Below are 18956 nucleotides of genomic sequence, written 5' to 3'. Positions count from 1 at the left end.
GCCGCATGATCCTGAAAATGCCTGTCCAGACAACCGTCCCATTGGTCCGACTTGCGGCAGCATTCGTCATCGCGCTCTTCCTGGGCGTGCCGGCGGCGGCGGAAATCCGGCTCACCGACGCCGCAGGGCGTGACGTCCGCCTCGCAATCCCCGCCCAGCGCATCGCTACCAATGAAAGCCTGCTGCTCCTGTCGCTGGCGCTTATCGATCCGGATCCGGTTTCGCGCCTCGCCGGCTGGGCGGCGCCGCAAAGGATCGACAGAGGTTTCTACCAGTCGTTCCGCGCCCGCTTTCCCAGCATCGATTCTATCCCGGTGGCGGGTGGCGTGGTCGGTTCAAAGACCTCGCCTGAGGCCATTCTCGCCGTCAAGCCGGACGTCTTCGTCGTCTCTCTCTGGGACCAAAGCTGGACACAGGTCGCTGCGACACTGGAGGCCGCCGGGGTGCCGGTGGTATTTCTCGATGGCCCCGCCAACGATGGACGCGGCCCGGCAGAAACTACCATTTCCTCGATCGAACTTCTTGGAAAGGTGATCGGCCGAGAGGCGCAGGCCCATGCCTTTAGCGATTTTGTCCGGCCGCGTTATGCGCTCATCACGGATCGCACGCGCAATCTCAGGCGCCCTTCGGTCCTGATCGATGCCCACGCCGGCGAGGACTGTTGCTCAACGCCGGGGCGCGACAACCGCATGACTGAATATCTCAAGCTGGCCGGAGGCGAGAGCATTGGCGTCGGCGTGCCCGGCTACGACGGAAGGCTGAGCGCCGAGTACGTGCTGGTAAAGGACCCGGAGGTCTACATTGCGACCGGAGGACCGCACCTTGCGGCCCAGAACGGCCTCGTTCTTGGCGATGATATCACCGCGGATGCGGCATCGAGATCGTTCGCCATGCTTGTTTCGAGCGACTTGCGCTCCAGTCTGACAGCAGTGCGTAGCGGCCGTGCCCACGCAGTGTCCCATCAACTGTCGATCTCGGTTCTCAATGTTCTGGCCTTTGAATGCTACGCGCGATGGATTCATCCGGATCTGTTCACTGACATTGATCCGGCCGCGACCCTTGCCGAGATCAACAACCGGTTCTTGAGCGTGCCACTCGAAGGCACCTTCTGGCTCGACCTCGACGTTTCAAGGATCGCGCAATGACAGGAATGTCCCCATGGTAGGCAGAACCTATTCGGCTCAGGCATTGATTGCCTTGCCTAATCCTGAACCCGTCATAACCCGGCTTTGCCATCACATGCTCGAGCACGGCGCAGAGGTCAGCAGGCAGGCGGGCGAGGTCGTGCTGCGACTATCCGGCTGCACCGCCCGCTTTTTCGGCGAGGGCGCACGCACGTGCGTCGAGATAGAGGCGCCTGATTTCGAGCACCTCTATTTCGCGCGTATGACGATCGCCTCCCATATCCTGGAGTTCGCCGGAGAGGCGGCCCCCGAGATCCGCTGGAGCGGCGATAGCGACGGTCAGACACGGCCACCCAATTTCCAGGTCCTGACGGTCATCGGCAGTCACGACGTGACGCCCCATATGCGGCGCCTGAGGTTTCGCTGCCAGAACGCCGCCCGTTTTGCAGGTCTCGACGCGCTCCACCTCAATCTTCTGATCCAAAGACCGGAACTCCGAAGCCCGGTTTGGCCATCGGTGGCGTCGAGTGGCGTGATCGAATGGGAGGATCCGGACCACAAACCATTTTTGCGTAAATATACGGTCCGCTCCGTCGACGTCGAGACGGAAGAGATCGAGATTGACTTCGTGATCCACTCCGATGTCGGGCCTGGCTCTCGGTTTGCCGAGACAGTAGTCATCGGCACGGAAGTAGGCGTATTCGGACCTGGCGGCGGCGGACTCGTCGTGGCGGACTGGTATCTGTTTGCCGGAGATGAGACCGCCCTTCCCGCGATTGCCCGGATGTTCGCCAACCTGCCTTTTGCTGCGACGGGGATTGCCTACATCGAGGTGGCTGACGGCGAAGAAATCCAGGCTTTAGAGAGTTCGGCGGCGGTCGACGTGCACTGGCTCGTGCGCAACGGGGCAAAGCCAGGAAGTCTGCTTGTCGATGCTGTCAGGAATAGCGAATTTCCGGAAGATGGCAGGTCGATCTATCTCTGGGCTGCGTGCGAACATGGCGCGTTCAAGACGATCCGCCAGTTCGTCCGCGAGCAGACGAAGCTAAAGCGCGACGAGCAACTTGTCGTCTCCTATTGGCGTGCTGGGACTTCTTCCTGACGCGCCTTAACCGGATCAGCTAGCCAATGAAGCAGGCCATACCCATTGCCGACCGCGGAATGGACCAGCCACATTTAATGGGCTACCAGTTCCCGTCGATACTTTATGCGGATCTTTCGAGCACAAAGAAAGTCCGGCGTGGCAGCAGATCTTCGCCCCCTGACCAGAAGGAAGGTGGCTTACGCGGCACGATCAAGACGCCAATTCAAAAGACCAGAAGCGAAAAGAATACCATGGCAGTCGAAGAGGTGCGTCTTGAATCTCTCCACGCCACGAACGGGCTCGCGACGGCGCCAGAGCTTTCAAACGGATCCGATCTGTTCAGGGTAGACGACTGCGCTTGCCGCGCTGGCAACGCGCTTTTCGGAGTAGTTAAGCAGGAACAAATAAGAAAGTGGTTCAGTTGATTCAGTTGCTCGACTCTCGAGGGGACCGCATTTAACATCTTCAGTAAGATCAGCAGGTCGCCATAAGGATAGGGAGAACACATGGCCGACTCCCTCGACCACGCACCGGCACAAGCGAAAAATCTGCCGCAGTTTCTGGCGCTGACCGTCGGGGCAATCGGCGTGGTCTATGGCGACATCGGGACCAGCCCTCTCTACGCCTTCCGCGAGGCACTGCGCCCGTTTGGGCCAGGTGGCGTCGGGCGGGACGAAGTCATCGGTCTCGTGTCGCTGGTACTCTGGACGCTGACCGCCATCGTGACCATTAAATACGTGCTCTTTCTGCTTCGCGCCGACAACGATGGTGAGGGTGGCACTTTGTCCCTGCTCGCCCTGTTGCTGAAGAAGGGCACCAAGTATCCGGTCCTCATGTTTTTTGCCGGCGTTCTCGGTGCCGCCCTGTTCATCGGTGACGCGATGATCACTCCGGCGCTGTCGGTGCTGTCGGCCGTCGAGGGATTGAAGCTCGTGACGCCGGCGCTTGACGACTACGTGCTGCCGATCTCTATCGTGATAATCCTGCTGCTTTTCGCCGTCCAGTCTCGCGGGACCGGTGCTGTCTCGATTTTCTTCGGTCCAATCACCCTTATTTGGTTTCTGGTGATGGCAGCTGCTGGCATTGCGCATATAGGCGACGATTTGGCGATCCTTGCAGCCTTCAACCCGCTCTATGCGGTTGGCTTCTTGTGGGATGCCGGCCTCGTCGGCTTTATCGTACTCGGCGCCATCTTCCTTACCGTGACCGGCGCTGAAGCGCTTTATGCCGATCTTGGTCATTTCGGCCGGCTGCCCATCCAGTCGGCGTGGTTTACGGTCGTGTTCCCCGCCCTCGCGTTGAACTATCTGGGACAGGCGCGCTGGTTTTGTCCCATCCCAATGTCATCGACAATCCGTTTTTCCTGATGTTCCCGAACTGGGCATTGTTGCCGATGGTGATCCTTGCCACGGCCGCAACGATCATCGCCAGCCAGTCGGTGATCACCGGAGCCTTTTCGCTTATACGGCAAGCGATCCACCTCGGCTTCCTCCCCCGCTTCGAGATCTACTACACCTCGGAAACGCAAACGGGTCAGATTTACCTACCCTTGGTCAACACCATCCTTTTGACCGGTGTTCTCGCCCTCATGCTGATGTTCGGTAGCTCCGAAGCCCTTGCCCCCGCATACGGCGTATCCATTACGGGCGCGATGGTGATCGATACGATCCTCGCCTTCGAATTCGTTCGGCGCCAATGGGGCTGGTCCGCTTTGACAGCCATAGCTGTCTTGCTTCCCCTGTTCAGTCTCGAACTGGTCTTCCTCGGCGCCAATTTGTTGAAGGTTCACCACGGAGGGTATGTGCCCATCCTGATCGCCGGCACCTTGATTACGATGATGTTGACCTGGCGGAAGGGGGTCAGCCTGCTGCGCGAGAAGACCGCCCGTCACGACATTCCGCTGAGCCAGTTCATGGCCATGGTCGAACGAAAGTCCGAGCACGCTCCTGTCGACGTCCCCGGAACAGCGGTCTTCCTGACCGCTACGCCCGAGACAACGCCGGCAGTTCTGTTGCATAACATCAAGCACAATCACGTCCTTCATCAGCACAACGTCATCATGACCATCAAGACCGCCAGGGTCCCGTATGTGCCCGAGAAGGACCGCTACACAATTACGCAGCTGTCTGATCGGTTCAGCCTGCTGGAGCTGAGATTCGGCTTCATGGACGATCAGAATGTCTCACGGGCGCTGGCGCGCTGTCGAAAGGGGGGGTTCAAGTTCGAGATCATGTCGACGTCCTTTTATCTCGGCCGGCGCAAGCTGATAGCCGACCCCCAGTCAGGACTGCCCCACTGGCAAGACAAGCTCTTCATCGCCATGGCCGACTCGGCGATTGATCCAACTGATTACTTTCATCTGCCCGCCAATCGAGTCGTCGAGCTGGGAGAGCAAGTCATTATCTAAGTGCGCAGGCCACGTTTGGGAGCGGCATCACTCGCATCAGCCGTGCGGAGCTTGATCTGCACCCGATTGAAGGAACATTTCAACAACAAGCGGTTTGAAGAGCGCTCCTATTTCAGGAGGATGTTCTCCTCTGAAGTGTTGGTTTAACGGACAATCGCACAAGTCGACCAACTGATGCGCTCCTTTTCACTCTACCGGGCGCTGCGTTTGGCTTTCGACAGCTTCCCCGGAACATACCGTCGCCTTCAGGGTTGAGCGCGACAGAGGCAGCCCGAATGGACGTCGCCTGCATCATGATCCTCTTGGCATCGGATTGCGTTGCACCCTATCGGGTCCGCTTCCGCGCGTGTTGCTCAGGCAACCGGAGGCATAGGAGGTTGAGCGCATGGAATCTTCCGCGTCGGCGTTGCGGATATTCTATCTCGAAGACAACCCGCTGATCGTCTTTCACATTGAGGCGATGATCGAGGATCTGGGTATGTCTTTGCAGGCTCCGCCAGCAGCTTCGCCGATCTGGTTGGCAGGATAGAGATAATCGAGGTCGACGGGGTGCCCGGTGGATATCGATCTGGCCGACGGGCGCACCGGCCCGGATGCCGCAAAGTGGCTTCGCCAGCGCGGCATTCCGAGCATCTTCGTCACCGATCAGGAAGCGGTCGCCGCTGAGTATGCGGAGACAGCGCTCGCAACGATCGGCAAACCGGTCTCGGTTATCGAACTCACTGAGAAACTAAAACTGTTTCGGCACACCAACTCCACCGGCAAGACGACCTAGCAAATGATTGGCATTTCGTTTGAGCGCCGCACGACATGAATCCAGGAAAATGGGCTGACCTTTACATAGACATGCAACGCATGTTCGCCGAGAGTACCCCTTGGCAGGTCGCTTGGATACCCCAGGTGTTCGATCAGGTTGCTGAGGTTGCAACCCGATTTTCCGACCGTGCGCATCCATATTCACGCGTTTCGTGCCGCCTTCCTCTCCGGAGGAGATGCCGGACATGTGGCGGCCATACTACGAAAAATGGCTGCTGATGACGACCGGCGAAGGACGCGCTGTGAAGTGCAACTGATCAAACGCACGACGCATCGCTGCAACTTCTGGGCAATCGGTTTTCAGTTCAAGTAGAGGCCATAAACACGAAGAATGTTGTCCTCACTTTAGCGGACGCAACAGAGCGCTGTCCCAAAATCAATGCATTACGCGATCTCCATCGTACAGCGTTGTAAGCTTCCCGAGGGTTGGCATTGCTCGTTCTCATTCCAAGTCGGACCGCAGCCTTAGAGCAGCGGTGGCCGTCTCCATCAACGACAGGCCGTCCGGCGGACTGCCGAGCTCGAAATGATACGATCAACTCCGACGCCTGCGCGCCTCCGCAGAGACATTTAGCAGAGAGTTCGACCAGTCCCGAAACCGCCCCAAGCCTCTATGGATCGTGCCCTCGAACCGAGCTGGGTTAAAAGGCGCAGCTTTTCTTAGCCGAACCGCGCTGCCTCCTAGCACCAGCTCTTGAAACAGACCATGATAACATCCATATACCATCCAGCTAGATGGCGAGTGGATGGCATGAAAGACAATCACCTACGCGACAGGGGCGGTGAATCTGAGAAGATCACCATCAATCTCGGTTATGTCGATCTCGGTCGCATTGACGTTCTCGTGCGGGAAGGATGCTATTCCAATCGCAGCGACTTCATCCGCACTGCGATCCGCAACCAGCTCACGGCCGAGGCCGAGGCCGTCAAGCAGTCGATCGTCCGGCACATGCTGGAACTGGGTTTGCGCGACTACAGCAGAGCGGAACTGGAATCGCTGAAGGCGGCCGGTGAAAGAGTTCACATCAAGGTGGTCGGGCTTGCCCGCATCGCGTCCGACGTCACACCAGAACTTGCTCTGGCAACAATTGAATCCATCACCGTGCTCGGCGCCCTCCAGGCCAGCACCGAGTTGAAATCAGCGCTGGCCGAACGCATCCGGTAAAACTGCGGCCCGACCAAGAAGGACATCTCCATGAATGACGATTTTGAAACGGCCATGCGCCGTGCGCTACGGTCCACTCGCGCCTTGAACGTCGCCGAGGCGACACGCGTGATCCAGGATGCGCTGGCCGGCCGATCGGCTTCCGATACTCGCATCTCGTCATCGGACATCACGCCACCGCGGCCAATCCAGCGTTCCGCCCCCTTCCCGGTCGATCCGGATGCCGAGATCATCGAGCCACCGACACGGTCTGATGCCGAAGAGCCCGCCCAAAAGGTTGGCAATGGCACGTCGTCGCCGAGGTTGCGGAAGCCCTTGCGAGAAACGGTACGGATTTTGAGCGAGAGTCGGCTGGCGCGGGGCGTCTTCGGATCGCCACACGACGTCGGCCTGCCGGGCACGGCAAGACAGGTCCGAGAGCCCGTCATCTCGGATGGGGCACAGTTCCTGGCACGATCCTTCACCTGCCCCGCGGGTTCGCGAAGCTACAGGCTCTACGTTCCCGCGTCCGCACCCGATCGGCCGCGCGGCCTTGTCGTCATGCTCCATGGCTGTAAGCAGGATCCCGAAGATTTTGCTGCAGGAACGGGCATGAACGCGGTTGCCGAGGCGCACGGTCTCATGGTCGCCTATCCCCGTCAAAGCGGTGCTGACAATGCGTCGTCCTGCTGGAATTGGTTCAGGCCCACCGACCAAATGCGCGACGGGCGAGAACCCTCGATCATTGCCGGAATCACCAAGGAGATCATGTCGGAATTCGGCCTCGATCGCGACCGGGTCTTCGTGGCAGGCCTATCGGCAGGGGGAGCAATGGCGGCGGTCATGGGCGAGACCTATCCCGATCTCTATTCGGCCGCGGGGATCCATTCCGGCCTGGCCTACGGATCGGCCAACGACGTCATGTCAGCCTTCTCCGCGATGCGCGGCGACGGCGGTCTTGCATCCGATCCGAAGCGGCTCGCTAATGGTCACCGTCTCCGGACGATCGTCTTCCAGGGAGGTGCTGATCGGACGGTCCATCCCTCCAACGCCGATCGGATCGTCGCCGAGGCAACGCCTACCGACGCGCGATGCGCGGTCCGTAAGGAATCCGGCCGCTCCGCGAGCGGGCGGATCTATACAAGAACCATCGTAGCAGATTCCGGTGGAAGCCCGGCGGTCGAATACTGGCTGGTAGAGGGCGCCGGTCATGCCTGGTCCGGCGGCAATCCCTCGGGAACGTATACGGACCCGCATGGTCCGGATGCCTCTTGTCAAATGGTGCGCTTCTTCCTCGATGGGAAGGAATGAAGGCACTCGGCCGCCGGAGGAATGCACACGTGCCGGCATGCTGGTCCGTCAGTCATAAGCGCTTGCGAGGACCAATGGTATGTTCCGTGCCCGCAACGGGCGGCAAGAGATACTGTTCGGCAGGCGCAAGAACAGGTTCGCACGGCAGCTTCAATGCTTTAAGCCTCGTCTACGGCAACTTTAACTGCGTCCTTTAGCTTTCCTTTGGCTTGCTGGGCACCGCGCCTTGCCTCTTGTGCCGCGCCTGCGGCTTGCTTTGCCTTACCACCGGGCTTATTGGCCTTGCCCCCAACTTTGTCCTTTGCACTGTCCATGCGGGTCTCCCGATTTGGAGGACGCGACTTGCGCCCCAGTTGTTCGAACGGGCGGCCCGGCAAGGCTCGGCACACGTGTTCGATCTGGCCTTCATTGCTCGTCGTAGGCGACCATATCAACGACAGCGTCTTGAGTGTCCGAGCCGGCGCGGCTCATCAAGTGAACTGATGAGGAAAAGGCGCTGAACGCCGCATTCTGACATTGCGGAACGAGGTCTACTCATTCCGACGGGTCGGCCTATTCCTTTCTGCCATGGCAATCCGAAGGCTTGACCACGGGCCCACGCCAGCGGCCCAACGCGACCCGCAGAATTCAAGGTGGAGCCACGCCGCACTTTATTGCCACACATCACTGTGGGGGTCGGTGCTGTAGTGCCACTGGCAGCATTCCACCCAATTCCAAACGTCTCACGCGAGTGTTTTCAGGTACACTTCACCTGACGGATTATTCCGCTCCTGGCTCTTCGGCTTGCGAACTGACGGGCATCCTGACCTCGAAAGTGGTTTTCTCGTTCAACGACGAGACTGTAACCGTTCCGCCGTGGGCTTTTGCGATCTCGGAAGCGATGTGTTTTCCAAGACCCAACCCCTGCTCGTGACGTCCCCCGGGGTCTTCGCCATGGAAGAAGGGTTGGAAGATCGGGCGGAATGGGAACGCAACCTTTTGAGACGGAAATAATCACGGTTTCTTCGACCACTTGCGCAGATAGCTCAACGGGCTTGTGTTCCGCTCCATGAGACAGGGCGTTTCCGAGCAGATTGGAGACCAACTGTCCAACACGCCCGGCATCCACGAACAATGGCTCAGGCGGCAGATCGATCGCGACGTCGATGTGCTTTCCGCTAGCGCTCGACAGTTCTGCGACTACCTGCTCCAGATAAAGACGAAGCTTGTCCTCCCTCCTCCGCGATATTGGAAGGCCGATTCCCATTCGACGTTCGGAACGATCCTGCCCAGCTTCAAACCCGCGCGGTATAGAGTGAAGGGCGCATGTCCGCAGGCTCGCCAAGCGCAGGCCAGCCGCTCCTGAACCGACCATAACCCTTTTGGCCAGTGCACAGCGACCATGTGAACCCATTACTTCCATCGCGTCATGTTCTCGCCTGATAGGTCGCGGACCGGAACTTTATCAGGTCTCGAGGATTCACTGAGCGGACAGCCATGTCGAGGGAGGTTCGAAGTTGAAGACAATCGTACGAACGACGGGAGCAACTTCGGATCGAACGGACCCATGCCGAACCCAAACGCCGAAGGCTAATTGCACCGCGGGTCGCCGAGGCGGGTGATGGTCCGCCTTGGAAAACCTGGGACATCGGGTCGGAGGAAAAGGCGATGCATTTGATCCAGATATTTTTGCCGCTTGTCGGCAACAAACGCGATTCTTCGAAGAGATTCGCGGAGGTCCGCGACCAGCTGACAACTCGTTTTGGCGGAGCCACGCTCTACCGTAACGCCCCTGCGGAGGGTTTGTGGGAAGACGAAGGGGCGGTGGAAAAGGACGTTATTATAATCGCGGAGGTGATGGCCGTCGAGCTGGACCAGAATTGGTGGGCTGACTACCGCAAGGAACTCGAGCGCCGCTTCAAGCAAGACGAGATCGTCGTCCGCGCGGTGTCGATGACACGCCTGTGATATTCACCAAGATCAACGCTGTCGCCCACTTGCCAGTCCGCGTCTGTCGTCTGGGTTACATCTACCCAGTTTCTATTGAACCTCCTGGGCGTGGGCATCGGCGTGGCGCACAGGGCTTGTGAGAACAGATCCGCTGGCCCTTTTCTGCCTTTCCGCCGCAAAGCCTGAACGGGATTCCTGATCGCTTTTGACTGTCGCTAGCGGCATAGCGGATGGCCGCTTTGCGCGCCCACGCTAATCGTTGAGGTCGATTGGGCTTCGCCCCGAAAACAGCCAGTCAACCATTGCATAATCAACCAAGGCAGCCCCAGGCTCCGGAGCCCAGCGAAAGCTGGGTCAGTAAGTGGAACGTGTGGGCAATGTCGTCACGCTCGGCGGCTAGCAGTAGAGCGACCGTCGAACGCAATTCATTGATAAGGCTTCGCCCCGTGTTTTAACGGTCGAGACCCCAAACGTCCGGGTTCCGTTTGAAGTACTCGGTCAGCATTTCGGTAAGCACACGCACTTTCCGCGTGGGATGCTGACCCGGCGGGCGGACGACATACGCCGCCCCCGGAGGGACCGGATAGCGTGTCATGATCGGGACCAGAGCGCCGGAGGCCACATATCCATATGTGATGCAATCGGGGAGCCAGGCGATGCCGAGACCTGCCGCCCCCGCAGCGGCAAGCGCCGTGGCGCTGTCGGCCTTGAACCTGCCCTGCGGCTGAACCGTGACGATCTTGTCGCCATCCATGAACTGCCAGGGTTCCGTTCCCTGCATGAGGGCCTGATGGGTGACGAGTTCGTCCAGGGTCTCAGGTGACCCGTGCGCTTTGATGTAATCCGGGCTGGCGACAAGCTTGCCATGGATCGGCCCAACGCGCTTCGCGATCAGGTTTGAATCTTGGAGGTAGGCACCCCGAATCGCGCAATCAAAACCCTCTGCGATGAGATCGACGAAGCGATCGCTGTAGGAGGTATGGATGTGAAGCTGCGGGTGCTGGCGCGCCATGTCCGCAAGCACGGGGGCGAAGTGGGTCGGGCCGAACGTAAGCGGCATGGCAACCCTCAGGCGGCCGCGCAACTCACCCGTGGGGAGGATCGTTTCCTTGGCGGTGTCGATCTCGGCGCTGGCTCTGGCCGCATGGTCCCTGAACGTGATTCCCGCTTCCGTGAGCGCGGCGCCGCGGGTCGTTCGTGCAAGAAGCTGGACGCCAAGCTCCGCTTCGACCCGGAAGAGTCGCCGGCTGACGATCGATTTGGAGACGCCAAGCCGGCGCGCGGCGGCCGATACGCCCCCGGCATCGGCCACTGCGACGAATGTCTGTAGGTCTTCGATGTCCATTCCGGCGTTCCTTATTTCGCGACACAGCTTGCCCGACTATGGCACTACCGCACCACCAAAAGGAACAGCAAATTGCGTCCAGGCAACGTCACCCGCTGGCGCATGTCTCCCGTGAACCCATCGCCGTCCATAGCGGCAGAGAAAGGAAGTCTTGATGCCCCCTCGTAACGGCCTCGATTCGCTTCTTCGTCCCGAAGATTCCGTCCTCGTTCTGATCGATCACCAACCTTATCAACTCGCGAACCTGAACAGCCACGATCCGCATATGGTGGTCAACAACACGACCGCGCTGGCGAAGCTGGCAAGAGCCTTCAATGTTCCGACCATTCTCACCAGCGTGATCGCGGCGCGCGGTGGCCTTCTCTTTAAGCAGATCACCGACGTGTTCCCTGGACAGGAAGTCATCGATCGCACCTGGGTGAACACCTGGCAGGACGAGAATGTGGTGAACGTCGTCAAGGCGACCGGCCGCAAGCAACTGATCATCGCCGGACTGTGGACCGAGGTCTGCGTTGCCATGCCTGTGATCCACGCCGCCGGCGAAGGCTGGGACGTCACCGTGATCACCGACGCGTCGGGCGGGATTTCGAAGGAGTCTCACGAAGTCGCCATCCAGCGAATGATCGCGGCCGGCGCGAACGTGATGACCGTGATGGCGCTCGCTGGCGAATGGCAACGCGATTGGGCGCGCACCGAGCATGTCGAGGAGCTGACCGAGATTCTCATCCAGCACTTCGGCGGCAGCGGCATCGCGTATCTTTGGGAGCAGCAGCTTCTCAACACGCCGGTGCCGAGCGAAGGCTGACCCGGGCCGGGTGGCCAAAGCCGTCCTCGTCGCCGCCATTCCGCCGCTGATGCTGAAGACCGACGACAAGCCCGAAGGCCGCCCATGGAGGTCTTCGACGGCTTCCGGACGGCACTGGCCTGCAACCGTTCACAGTCCTTCCGCGACGTCCCGTCAGGCCCGTTCTACGGCTTCAACCGCGAGGGCGCGGCGGTCCATGAAGGCGTGCTCCAGAACTGGTGGCGGCAGGGCATGATGGGAGCGCCAAGGCGCACTACGATGGCATCAAGGCCTTCTCGGAAACCGACCAGACCGATGACCTCAAGGCGATCACCGTGCCGACGCTGGTGCGGCACGGTGAGCACGACCCGGTCGTTCCGATCGCCGCCGAACGGTTCGTTGAAGACCTATCCCGGTGTCTCGCACGGGATGCTGACAGTGAACGCTGATGTGCTGAACGCCGACCTTCTGGAGTTCAGCAAGAACAGCAGGGGCTGGGGGCGCGGCTCCCGGCCCCGTCCCGTAGTTCGAGTCGATGCTTAAAAGGTTGTGCGTGCGCCGGTAGAGCACAAGAACTCCATCTCGCACGACAGAAGCGCTGCGCTCATAGTGGCCTCGCTGCGCGTTTGTCAGCTAATCTTATTACTGGGACCGAAACCAGACGGTCTGCCATCGGCCCCAGTTGAGACGCAGGGTCACGCTGGCCAAGACTACGCTCCTGACGCTTCCTCGGCGTTCAGAGCAAAGGCAGTAACGCGAATGAACTCCACCCGACTTAGTCGGCCGGAAGCCGGCAACATATCGCCCCGTCCGGGTGCGTCCCCCGCCTTGATGGGATCAGAACCAATGACCCAGTTTTTTACCATTTCCCTCTGTTACGGCAAGATATGAACTTGGCCGGGCTGGAATGACTGATTTATGGCCGATCGCTACCCAATTGTTTGGGCAGCCCGCCCGGAACGGCGGCGGGGTCAAAACTTGGGTGTCAGGCCATTGAAGGTGATCCGGCCGTCCAAATGCGACCTGTCTGGCGTCAATGGAAGCTTCACGAAGCCGAGAACTTCACCGTCACGCCGCGCTGGCGAAAGTAGGCCTGCATAAACTTCCTGCCAGAACGATTATTTTGCATGAGCTTAGCAGGGTCGAACACGGCCTCTTTCAAACCTGCCCGCACCAACGCTTCCTTGAGGGTCGCGATATGCACATCGATGTCGGCATTGTCCGCCTGGAGCGATTCATAAATGCGGTTTGTTGCATCTGCTACGGTCGGCTCACTCACGATTATTTTCCCTTTGGCTGGCGCTTACCACGTTTTCTTGCTTGATCCTATGTTGGGGAAAAATGCCCACGTCAAGGCGAAGGCCGTCGCGCCGCTTCAGCACCGTTAGTGCATCGGATTGCCCGTTGGGGTCCCTCTGCCCCGGGCGCCTCCCTCGGGACAGCGCCAGTGACCGCAAACCGGGGCGGGTCGCGCTGGTCTGCGTCCAGTGCCATATGTCTTCGCATGCGGACCGGAAGGTTCCAACCCATCGCCTTCCGTTGGCCGTCGACGCTCAACGTCCCCAACTTGGCCTCGCTCGGTGGTGGTGGTCCGCTAACCTGAGCGAGAATAATTGATGCGATTGAAGTCCGCGCTCCAAATGGGCCTTACCGCAGACTGTGCCCTGCCCGATATCCGGCCCTCTTCGTTTAGAACGCCACTCTCGACCTCACCCTCGGTTCCACTGAATTCAACCGGATTGATGAAGTCGAGATAGCTACCCGGTTCGATGATTGCGAGATACATGCCCGATGCCTTCGGGTCCGGGATGACCTCGGTCACCTTGGCAACACCAAAGTAACCGCGGGTCGCGGCGACCTTGCGCGGCTCGTAGTAGATGATCCAATCGCCTACAGGCCACGCACCCGTCCAAGATCTTGGCTCGGAAACTGGCGCAAGACACAGGCCGAGCTTGATGCCGAGATCGTGACCGGCGCCAGACCGCCGTCGCGCAGCGCATATGCGTTGATCAAGTCCTCGAACGCGTCGGGATTGTCCCCACCCGCTGTCACATCTCCGGCAGGCCAGCCTTTCGGAAGCCGTCGACAAAATGGTCTCGTACAGATGCATCGCGCAGCGGCTGGGAGCTGAGCCAATGGCCGATCGTGAAATGAGGGTGGGCAATCAGGAACAATTCTGCTTCTCGCCGCGCCTCCTCACGCTGGCCCAACTGCGCAAGCGCAGCAGCCAGGAATTTGCGTGAGTTGGTACGATACGTGTCTTTCCTGCGGAGTGTAGCGGTTGCCGCCTCATAGTCACGCGCGGCGTATTGCGCCTGCCCAAGATGACATAGATACCAGCAGGTTGGATAGGGATTGAGCCGCAGAGCTTTTTCGATCTGCGCTAGTCCGTCGGCAACCCTGCCGTCCAGCACGGACATGTCCGACATGGCGGCCCAGGTGTCGGCGTGGTTGGGGTCCAGCTCCAGGGCCTTGGCGAAGGCGGCCTCCGATTCCTCCCATCGCCGCTCATAAGCCAAAATGGTCCCCAGAACGTAACGGCAGCCGGCATCGTTGGGATCTAGGTCGACCGCCTTCTGCGCAAACGTCGCCGCCATCCGACGGTTAGGATCTTCGGGTTCGCCGAAATGAGTCCAGGCGAGCCAACGGTTATAGGCGAGCAGACCGACCGCCTCGGCATATGATGGCTCAAGCTTAACCGCGCGTTGGAGCAGCATATAGGCCTCACGCTCAGTTTGCGGCGACTCTTCCGTCAGGAGGCGGGCGCGCACACACAGATCGTACGCCTCAAAGTTCTTCGGCCGATTGCGCTGCGTCGGGATGGTCAGCCGGCCGACGAGGGCTTCAACAATCTTGGCGTTAACTTCATCCTGTAATTCGAAAACATCTTCCACGGTCCTGTCAAACCGGTCGGCCCACAAGTGCTGGCCGCCAAGCGCGTCGATCAATTGGGCATTGATGCGCACACGGCCCATTGCGCGTCTGGCGCTCCCCTCGAGGACGTAGCGGACGCCGAGTTCCTGGGCGACCAGCCGTACGTCGACCGGCTTGCCCTTGTAGCCGTACACGGAATTGCGCGCGATGACGAACAGGCCAGCCGTACGGGAAAGGTCGGTGATCAGGTCTTCGGTCAAGCCGTCGACGAAAGGCGCGTCCGCTTCATCCCCACTCATATTCGTGAACGGCAATACAGCAATCGAGGGACATTCGGGCAGCGGCAATATGCTCTGCAGCGCATCCGGCCAATGCCACAGGTGGACCGGGCGAGTCAGGTTCTTTAGGTAGCGTTCGCCTGCATCAAAGAACCGGTCGCCGATCTTGCCGACGATCTCGCCGTGAACTTTGGCTGAAATGCAGATACCTCCCGGTGCGGCCTGCGTCTCGAGGCGCGCCGCGACATTGACGCCGTCGCCGAGGACGTCTGAACCGTCGTCAATGACATCTCCCAGATTGACACCTATACGCAAAAGCAGGCGCCGGTCTCCGGAAGCCTCAACAGCAGTGGTGGCCCGTTGCATTTCCAACGCTGCTGCGACAGCGTCAACCGCGCTACCGAATTCGATTAAGAAACCGTCGCCCATGACCTTGAAGATGCGACCGTTGTGGCGCATCACAGCCGGCTCGATAACGCCAGAACGGAGTTCCCTGAGGTTCGCCAGCGTTGCGACTTCATCAGCCTCCATCAGACGTGAATATCCCACCACATCGGCAACGACGATGGCAGCAAGGCGACGCTGAAGAGATTGATCCGTCATGTGAGGACAAGCCTAACGACCGAGTTCGCAAGTTATTGTTCAACCGCGGGTGAGTCAACAAGTGGCAAGAGGTAATGTCCAGGCGATCTCCACCTCCATCGAGCCGTCATCCTTCTTTGTGACTGCCGGCGTCGAAGTGGGCTACACGGAAATGAGTATCCACGGAAAGCGAGGATCCTGCCGCTTTGGGCCGACCGGCATGGAACGTCGGCCGAAAGGTCGGCGTCAAGAAGCCTCTGAAACAGCGTCAGATTTGGGCAATCCGCTTCTTCCTAGACCGGGAGGAGCGTATGAGAGATCGCGCGCTGTTTGATCTCGCAATCGACAGTCAGGTCGAGAGATTCGAACCCGCGCTATGGTCGTTCAGCAAAAGACCGGCCGTCCGGTTCAGTTCGAAATCACGGCGGACGTGAGGGCAAGTTTGCTTGCGTGGCTTGAGCGGCGAGGCGGAACAGTAGACGACTACGCCTTTCCCAGTCGGGTTGACCATACCGATCATCTGTGTACTCGCCAGTACGCTCGATTGGTAGATGAATGGGCGACCGCGATCGGGTTGCGATGCGAAGACTACGGCACGCATTCGCTCCGGCGCACGAAGGCCGCAATGATCTACAAAGCGACAGGCAATCTTCGCGCTATTCAAATCCTATTGGGCCATACCAAGATCGAAAATACCGTCAGGTATTTGGGTGTGGAAATCGAAGATGCGCTGGAATTGGCGGAGCACACCTAAATCTAAGAAGCGTGGGGCTCCGCTGTTAGCGTGGCCGCATTTGCGGACTGACATGCCACAATCGAGACGTTGCAACGGGCTACTACGCGCGCCCATTTCGGTCGTAGGGCCCGCAGTGGCGTCTTCCCGAAAGCAGACGTCGATCAAGCCAAGCTTTGACGGCATCAATGCGCCATGAGCGATCGTCGCTTAGATCGCTCCAACTTCGGCAAGTCGCTGTTTCGCGTATTCGTCATCCCAACAGACGGCGGCTTCCCACTAGTCGCGGATCGAACGGCAGCCCGGGTCACCAGCGTCCGAATTGGCCCCGGTAGCATTGCGCCCCCATTTCAGTCTTAGAGATAGCTTTGGCTCTTTCCGGGAAGACGACATGTTAGGCGCTTAGGGAAGGACAACCGCATCTTGCAGCATTCGCACCGGTGCGCCCCACTGCCATCAACGGTGGTGCGCGTGAGCGGGACGCTAGTAAGCCAGCTGCGTGCGTAGGCTTGGGACGATCCAGTCGAGGAAGCACCGCACCTTCAGCGGCAGAGGATCCACTGGTCCATGGATAACGTTCACAGGTAGCGGTTCCGGTGCAAAGTCCGTCAGCAATTCGTGCAGAGCACCGGAGCGCAACTGATCGGAGATCTGGTAAGACAGCACGCGGATAATGCCGATACCGGCTATTGCAGCCTGAATGGCAGCCTCCGTCGTATTGACCGCGAATTTGGGGTGCGGCTCGATGGTAAAGGCCGCGCCGTCCCGGCGGTAGCGCCATTCCGGCGCGGTCGCAAAGCCCTGAAAGCTTATGCCGTCATGCTGGCTGAGGTCTTCCGGCTGACGCGGAACGCCTCGGCGGGCAAGATAGTCGGGGCTCGCGCAGATCACCCGTCGGACGGCGCCGACGCGCGTTGCGATCAGCGCGCTGTCCGCCAAGTGTCCGATCCGCAGGGCCACATCGACGTGCTCATCTGCCAGACTTAGCTGCCGATCGGCGAGGGTCAGGCGCAGGTTGATATCGGGTTGCTCCTTCAGGAACTCCAAAGCTATTGGCAGCAGATGGCGCTCGCCGAAGGCAATCGGTGCGGTCACGTGCAGCCCTCCACGCAGCGCGCCATAGTCGCCGCTGGCCTGCCGTTCTGCCGCGTCCAGTTCCTCCAGAATACGACGTGACGCGGCGACGAAGCTGCGGCCCTCATCCGTCAAGGTGAGGCCGCGGCGGGTGCGCCGGACCAGGTGCACGCCAAGGTGCTTTTCCAGATCCGCGACTCTGCGGCTGACCGTGGCGAGCGGTGCATGCAATCGCCGCGCTCCAGCCGAGAGGCTGCCGGCGTCCACCACCGCCAGCAGCACCGACATCGCTTCAAACCGATCCATCGTATCCTTCCGGAAATTGAGAGGAAAGTTCCTGAAATGGCAGGATACCCTATTGGTTTCGTACATCCTAGCTTTTGTGGCGTTCCAGGGGACGCCGGCCGGCTCCCCGTATTGCCAATGATCAGGAGAAAGACGTCATGCCTCAACTCTCACGTCGTGCCTTTGCCAGCGCTCTTCCTCTCGGCCTCCTCGGGGGAGGACTGATCAGTGGCGCACCGGCCCTTGCCGCAGCGCAGAATACCACCAAAACGCCGGTCAGCATTACGCCACTGGCGCAGATCCGCATCGGTCGCTTCACGGTGACGGCACTGACAGACGGGTATGCCGATATGCCCTTCGACTATTTTCCGGGACGCGCCCCGGCCGAGGTGGAGCAGGCGGCAGTCGCTCAGTTCACCGCCCGCCCGAGTGGGGTGCGGTTCCTCTTCAACCAGTATCTCATCGATGATGGCGAGCGCCGCATCCTGATCGATGCCGGTGCAGCGGGCTCGATCGGGCAGACCGGCAAACTGCCGCAGGCGCTCGGTGCGCTTGGCCTGCAGCTTGACCAGATCGACGCGGTGATCGTGACGCATATGCATCAGGACCACATGGGCGGTCTGATCGCCGGAGGCAAGAGCAACTACCCCAAGGCGGAGCTCTACATCGATCGTCGCGACGTCAAGCATTGGACCGACCCGGCCAAGCGCAGCGGCGCGCCCGATTATCTGCAGACCAGCTTTAAGATGGCGCAGGAGGTGGTGCGCCTCTACCCGAAACTCCAGGCGATTGACGGAGAGCGTGAAATTGTGCGCGGTGTCTCGATCGTCGACCTGACCGGTCATACACCCGGCCATATCGGCGTGCGGGTTGAAGATGAAGGGAAGAGCCTCATCATGGTGTCGGACATGATCTTTCCGGTCGTGCATCCGGGAGCGACCGATGTGTTCTTCCTGTTCGAGCAGGACCGTGCAGCAGCCAAAGCGATGCGCGACCGCTTTTTCCCCCGCGCAGCCTCGGAAGGCGCGCTGATTGCCGCCACGCACATGCCCTTCCCAGGGCTCGGCCGTGTCGTCGCCGACCGTGGGCAGATGCGCTGGGAGGTGGCGGACTGGGCCTTGCAGGATTGAAGTTAGCTCCGGCGGGCTAGAAGGTTAGGAACGGAATGAGCAGCAGATATCTCAGT

Annotated in this window: 13 protein-coding genes and 6 pseudogenes; 13 read left to right on the top strand and 6 right to left on the bottom strand. The window is 59.9% G+C overall.

The window, feature by feature from the left end; all coding sequences use genetic code 11:
* Positions 1–5 precede the first annotated feature (5 nt).
* The 8 genes and pseudogenes from ASD00_RS26695 (at position 6) to ASD00_RS26660 (ending at position 7886) form a co-directional block, all read left to right on the top strand.
* Entirely contained in the window at positions 6–1145 is a 1140-nt protein-coding gene (locus ASD00_RS26695; protein ID WP_057210155.1) for an ABC transporter substrate-binding protein, read from the top strand.
* A gap of 13 nt (positions 1146–1158) precedes the next feature.
* On the top strand, positions 1159–2226 hold the full coding sequence (locus tag ASD00_RS26690; protein ID WP_057210154.1) for a siderophore-interacting protein: 1068 nt from the start codon (positions 1159–1161) through the stop codon (positions 2224–2226).
* 26 nt (positions 2227–2252) lie between these two features.
* Positions 2253–2633 (top strand): hypothetical protein, encoded by a 381-nt coding sequence (locus ASD00_RS26685; protein WP_057210153.1) that lies wholly within the window; start codon positions 2253–2255, stop codon positions 2631–2633.
* An 81-nt stretch (positions 2634–2714) separates the two neighbouring features.
* Positions 2715–4615, top strand: a pseudogene (locus tag ASD00_RS26680) (potassium transporter Kup).
* A gap of 385 nt (positions 4616–5000) precedes the next feature.
* Positions 5001–5390: pseudogene (locus ASD00_RS42555) on the top strand (response regulator).
* A 35-nt stretch (positions 5391–5425) separates the two neighbouring features.
* Positions 5426–5761: pseudogene (locus ASD00_RS41965) on the top strand (hypothetical protein); the annotation flags it as partial.
* A 421-nt stretch (positions 5762–6182) separates the two neighbouring features.
* Positions 6183–6596, top strand: a complete 414-nt coding sequence (locus ASD00_RS26665) for a hypothetical protein (RefSeq protein WP_057210151.1) — start codon at positions 6183–6185, stop codon at positions 6594–6596.
* A gap of 30 nt (positions 6597–6626) precedes the next feature.
* Complete coding sequence (locus tag ASD00_RS26660; RefSeq protein WP_057210150.1) at positions 6627–7886, top strand: PHB depolymerase family esterase; 1260 nt, start codon at positions 6627–6629, stop codon at positions 7884–7886.
* Between the two features lie 158 nt (positions 7887–8044).
* On the opposite strand, the gene ASD00_RS39270 is transcribed toward ASD00_RS26660, so the two are convergent.
* A complete protein-coding gene (locus tag ASD00_RS39270) occupies positions 8045–8200 on the bottom strand; it encodes a CsbD family protein (protein ID WP_082523738.1) in 156 nt (51 codons plus the stop codon).
* A 1333-nt stretch (positions 8201–9533) separates the two neighbouring features.
* On the opposite strand from ASD00_RS39270, the gene ASD00_RS26650 reads away from it, so the two are divergent.
* Positions 9534–9833, top strand: a complete 300-nt coding sequence (locus tag ASD00_RS26650; RefSeq protein WP_057210148.1) for a hypothetical protein — start codon at positions 9534–9536, stop codon at positions 9831–9833.
* 433 nt (positions 9834–10266) lie between these two features.
* Here ASD00_RS26650 and ASD00_RS26645 read toward each other — a convergent pair whose 3' ends face one another.
* A complete protein-coding gene (locus ASD00_RS26645; protein ID WP_057210147.1) occupies positions 10267–11160 on the bottom strand; it encodes a LysR family transcriptional regulator in 894 nt (297 codons plus the stop codon).
* A gap of 154 nt (positions 11161–11314) precedes the next feature.
* Between ASD00_RS26645 and ASD00_RS26640 the strand changes: the two genes are divergently transcribed.
* Together ASD00_RS26640 and ASD00_RS26635 are read left to right on the top strand one after the other, a co-directional pair.
* Positions 11315–11965 (top strand): hydrolase, encoded by a 651-nt coding sequence (locus ASD00_RS26640; RefSeq protein ID WP_057210146.1) that lies wholly within the window; start codon positions 11315–11317, stop codon positions 11963–11965.
* A 4-nt stretch (positions 11966–11969) separates the two neighbouring features.
* Positions 11970–12487, top strand: a pseudogene (locus ASD00_RS26635) (alpha/beta hydrolase); the annotation flags it as partial.
* Between the two features lie 502 nt (positions 12488–12989).
* On the opposite strand, the gene ASD00_RS26630 reads toward ASD00_RS26635, so the two are convergent.
* The 3 genes and pseudogenes from ASD00_RS26630 to ASD00_RS26625 form a co-directional block, all read right to left on the bottom strand.
* A complete protein-coding gene (locus ASD00_RS26630) occupies positions 12990–13226 on the bottom strand; it encodes a hypothetical protein (RefSeq protein ID WP_107027993.1) in 237 nt (78 codons plus the stop codon).
* 333 nt (positions 13227–13559) lie between these two features.
* Positions 13560–13876 (bottom strand): annotated as a pseudogene (locus ASD00_RS39265) (restriction endonuclease); the annotation flags it as partial.
* 116 nt (positions 13877–13992) lie between these two features.
* A complete protein-coding gene (locus ASD00_RS26625; RefSeq protein WP_057210144.1) occupies positions 13993–15699 on the bottom strand; it encodes an adenylate/guanylate cyclase domain-containing protein in 1707 nt (568 codons plus the stop codon).
* Positions 15700–15884: 185 nt separating this feature from the next.
* Here ASD00_RS26625 and ASD00_RS26620 point away from each other — a divergent pair.
* Positions 15885–16432: pseudogene (locus ASD00_RS26620) on the top strand (tyrosine-type recombinase/integrase).
* A 462-nt stretch (positions 16433–16894) separates the two neighbouring features.
* Here ASD00_RS26620 and ASD00_RS26615 read toward each other — a convergent pair.
* The gene (locus ASD00_RS26615; RefSeq protein ID WP_200951498.1) at positions 16895–17791 is read right to left on the bottom strand and encodes a LysR family transcriptional regulator; all 897 of its coding nucleotides are present in this window, start codon (positions 17789–17791) and stop codon (positions 16895–16897) included.
* Positions 17792–17928: 137 nt separating this feature from the next.
* On the opposite strand from ASD00_RS26615, the gene ASD00_RS26610 reads away from it, so the two are divergent.
* Positions 17929–18900, top strand: a complete 972-nt coding sequence (locus ASD00_RS26610; protein ID WP_057210142.1) for an MBL fold metallo-hydrolase — start codon at positions 17929–17931, stop codon at positions 18898–18900.
* Positions 18901–18956 lie beyond the last annotated feature (56 nt).

The organism is Ensifer sp. Root31 (genome assembly GCF_001424825.1).
Taxonomy (GTDB): domain Bacteria; phylum Pseudomonadota; class Alphaproteobacteria; order Rhizobiales; family Rhizobiaceae; genus Ensifer; species Ensifer canadensis.
Note: the sequence above shows the minus strand (reverse complement) of the source record. Positions and strands in the feature narration are given on the sequence as shown.

Coding starts and splice junctions, on each gene's coding strand:
- ASD00_RS26695 (WP_057210155.1), top strand. CDS start 6: ATGATCCTGAAAATGCCTGTCCAGACAACCGTCCCATTGGTCCGACTT.
- ASD00_RS26690 (WP_057210154.1), top strand. CDS start 1,159: ATGGTAGGCAGAACCTATTCGGCTCAGGCATTGATTGCCTTGCCTAAT.
- ASD00_RS26685 (WP_057210153.1), top strand. CDS start 2,253: ATGAAGCAGGCCATACCCATTGCCGACCGCGGAATGGACCAGCCACAT.
- ASD00_RS26665 (WP_057210151.1), top strand. CDS start 6,183: ATGAAAGACAATCACCTACGCGACAGGGGCGGTGAATCTGAGAAGATC.
- ASD00_RS26660 (WP_057210150.1), top strand. CDS start 6,627: ATGAATGACGATTTTGAAACGGCCATGCGCCGTGCGCTACGGTCCACT.
- ASD00_RS39270 (WP_082523738.1), bottom strand. CDS start 8,200: ATGGACAGTGCAAAGGACAAAGTTGGGGGCAAGGCCAATAAGCCCGGT.
- ASD00_RS26650 (WP_057210148.1), top strand. CDS start 9,534: ATGCATTTGATCCAGATATTTTTGCCGCTTGTCGGCAACAAACGCGAT.
- ASD00_RS26645 (WP_057210147.1), bottom strand. CDS start 11,160: ATGGACATCGAAGACCTACAGACATTCGTCGCAGTGGCCGATGCCGGG.
- ASD00_RS26640 (WP_057210146.1), top strand. CDS start 11,315: ATGCCCCCTCGTAACGGCCTCGATTCGCTTCTTCGTCCCGAAGATTCC.
- ASD00_RS26625 (WP_057210144.1), bottom strand. CDS start 15,699: ATGACGGATCAATCTCTTCAGCGTCGCCTTGCTGCCATCGTCGTTGCC.
- ASD00_RS26615 (WP_200951498.1), bottom strand. CDS start 17,791: ATGGATCGGTTTGAAGCGATGTCGGTGCTGCTGGCGGTGGTGGACGCC.
- ASD00_RS26610 (WP_057210142.1), top strand. CDS start 17,929: ATGCCTCAACTCTCACGTCGTGCCTTTGCCAGCGCTCTTCCTCTCGGC.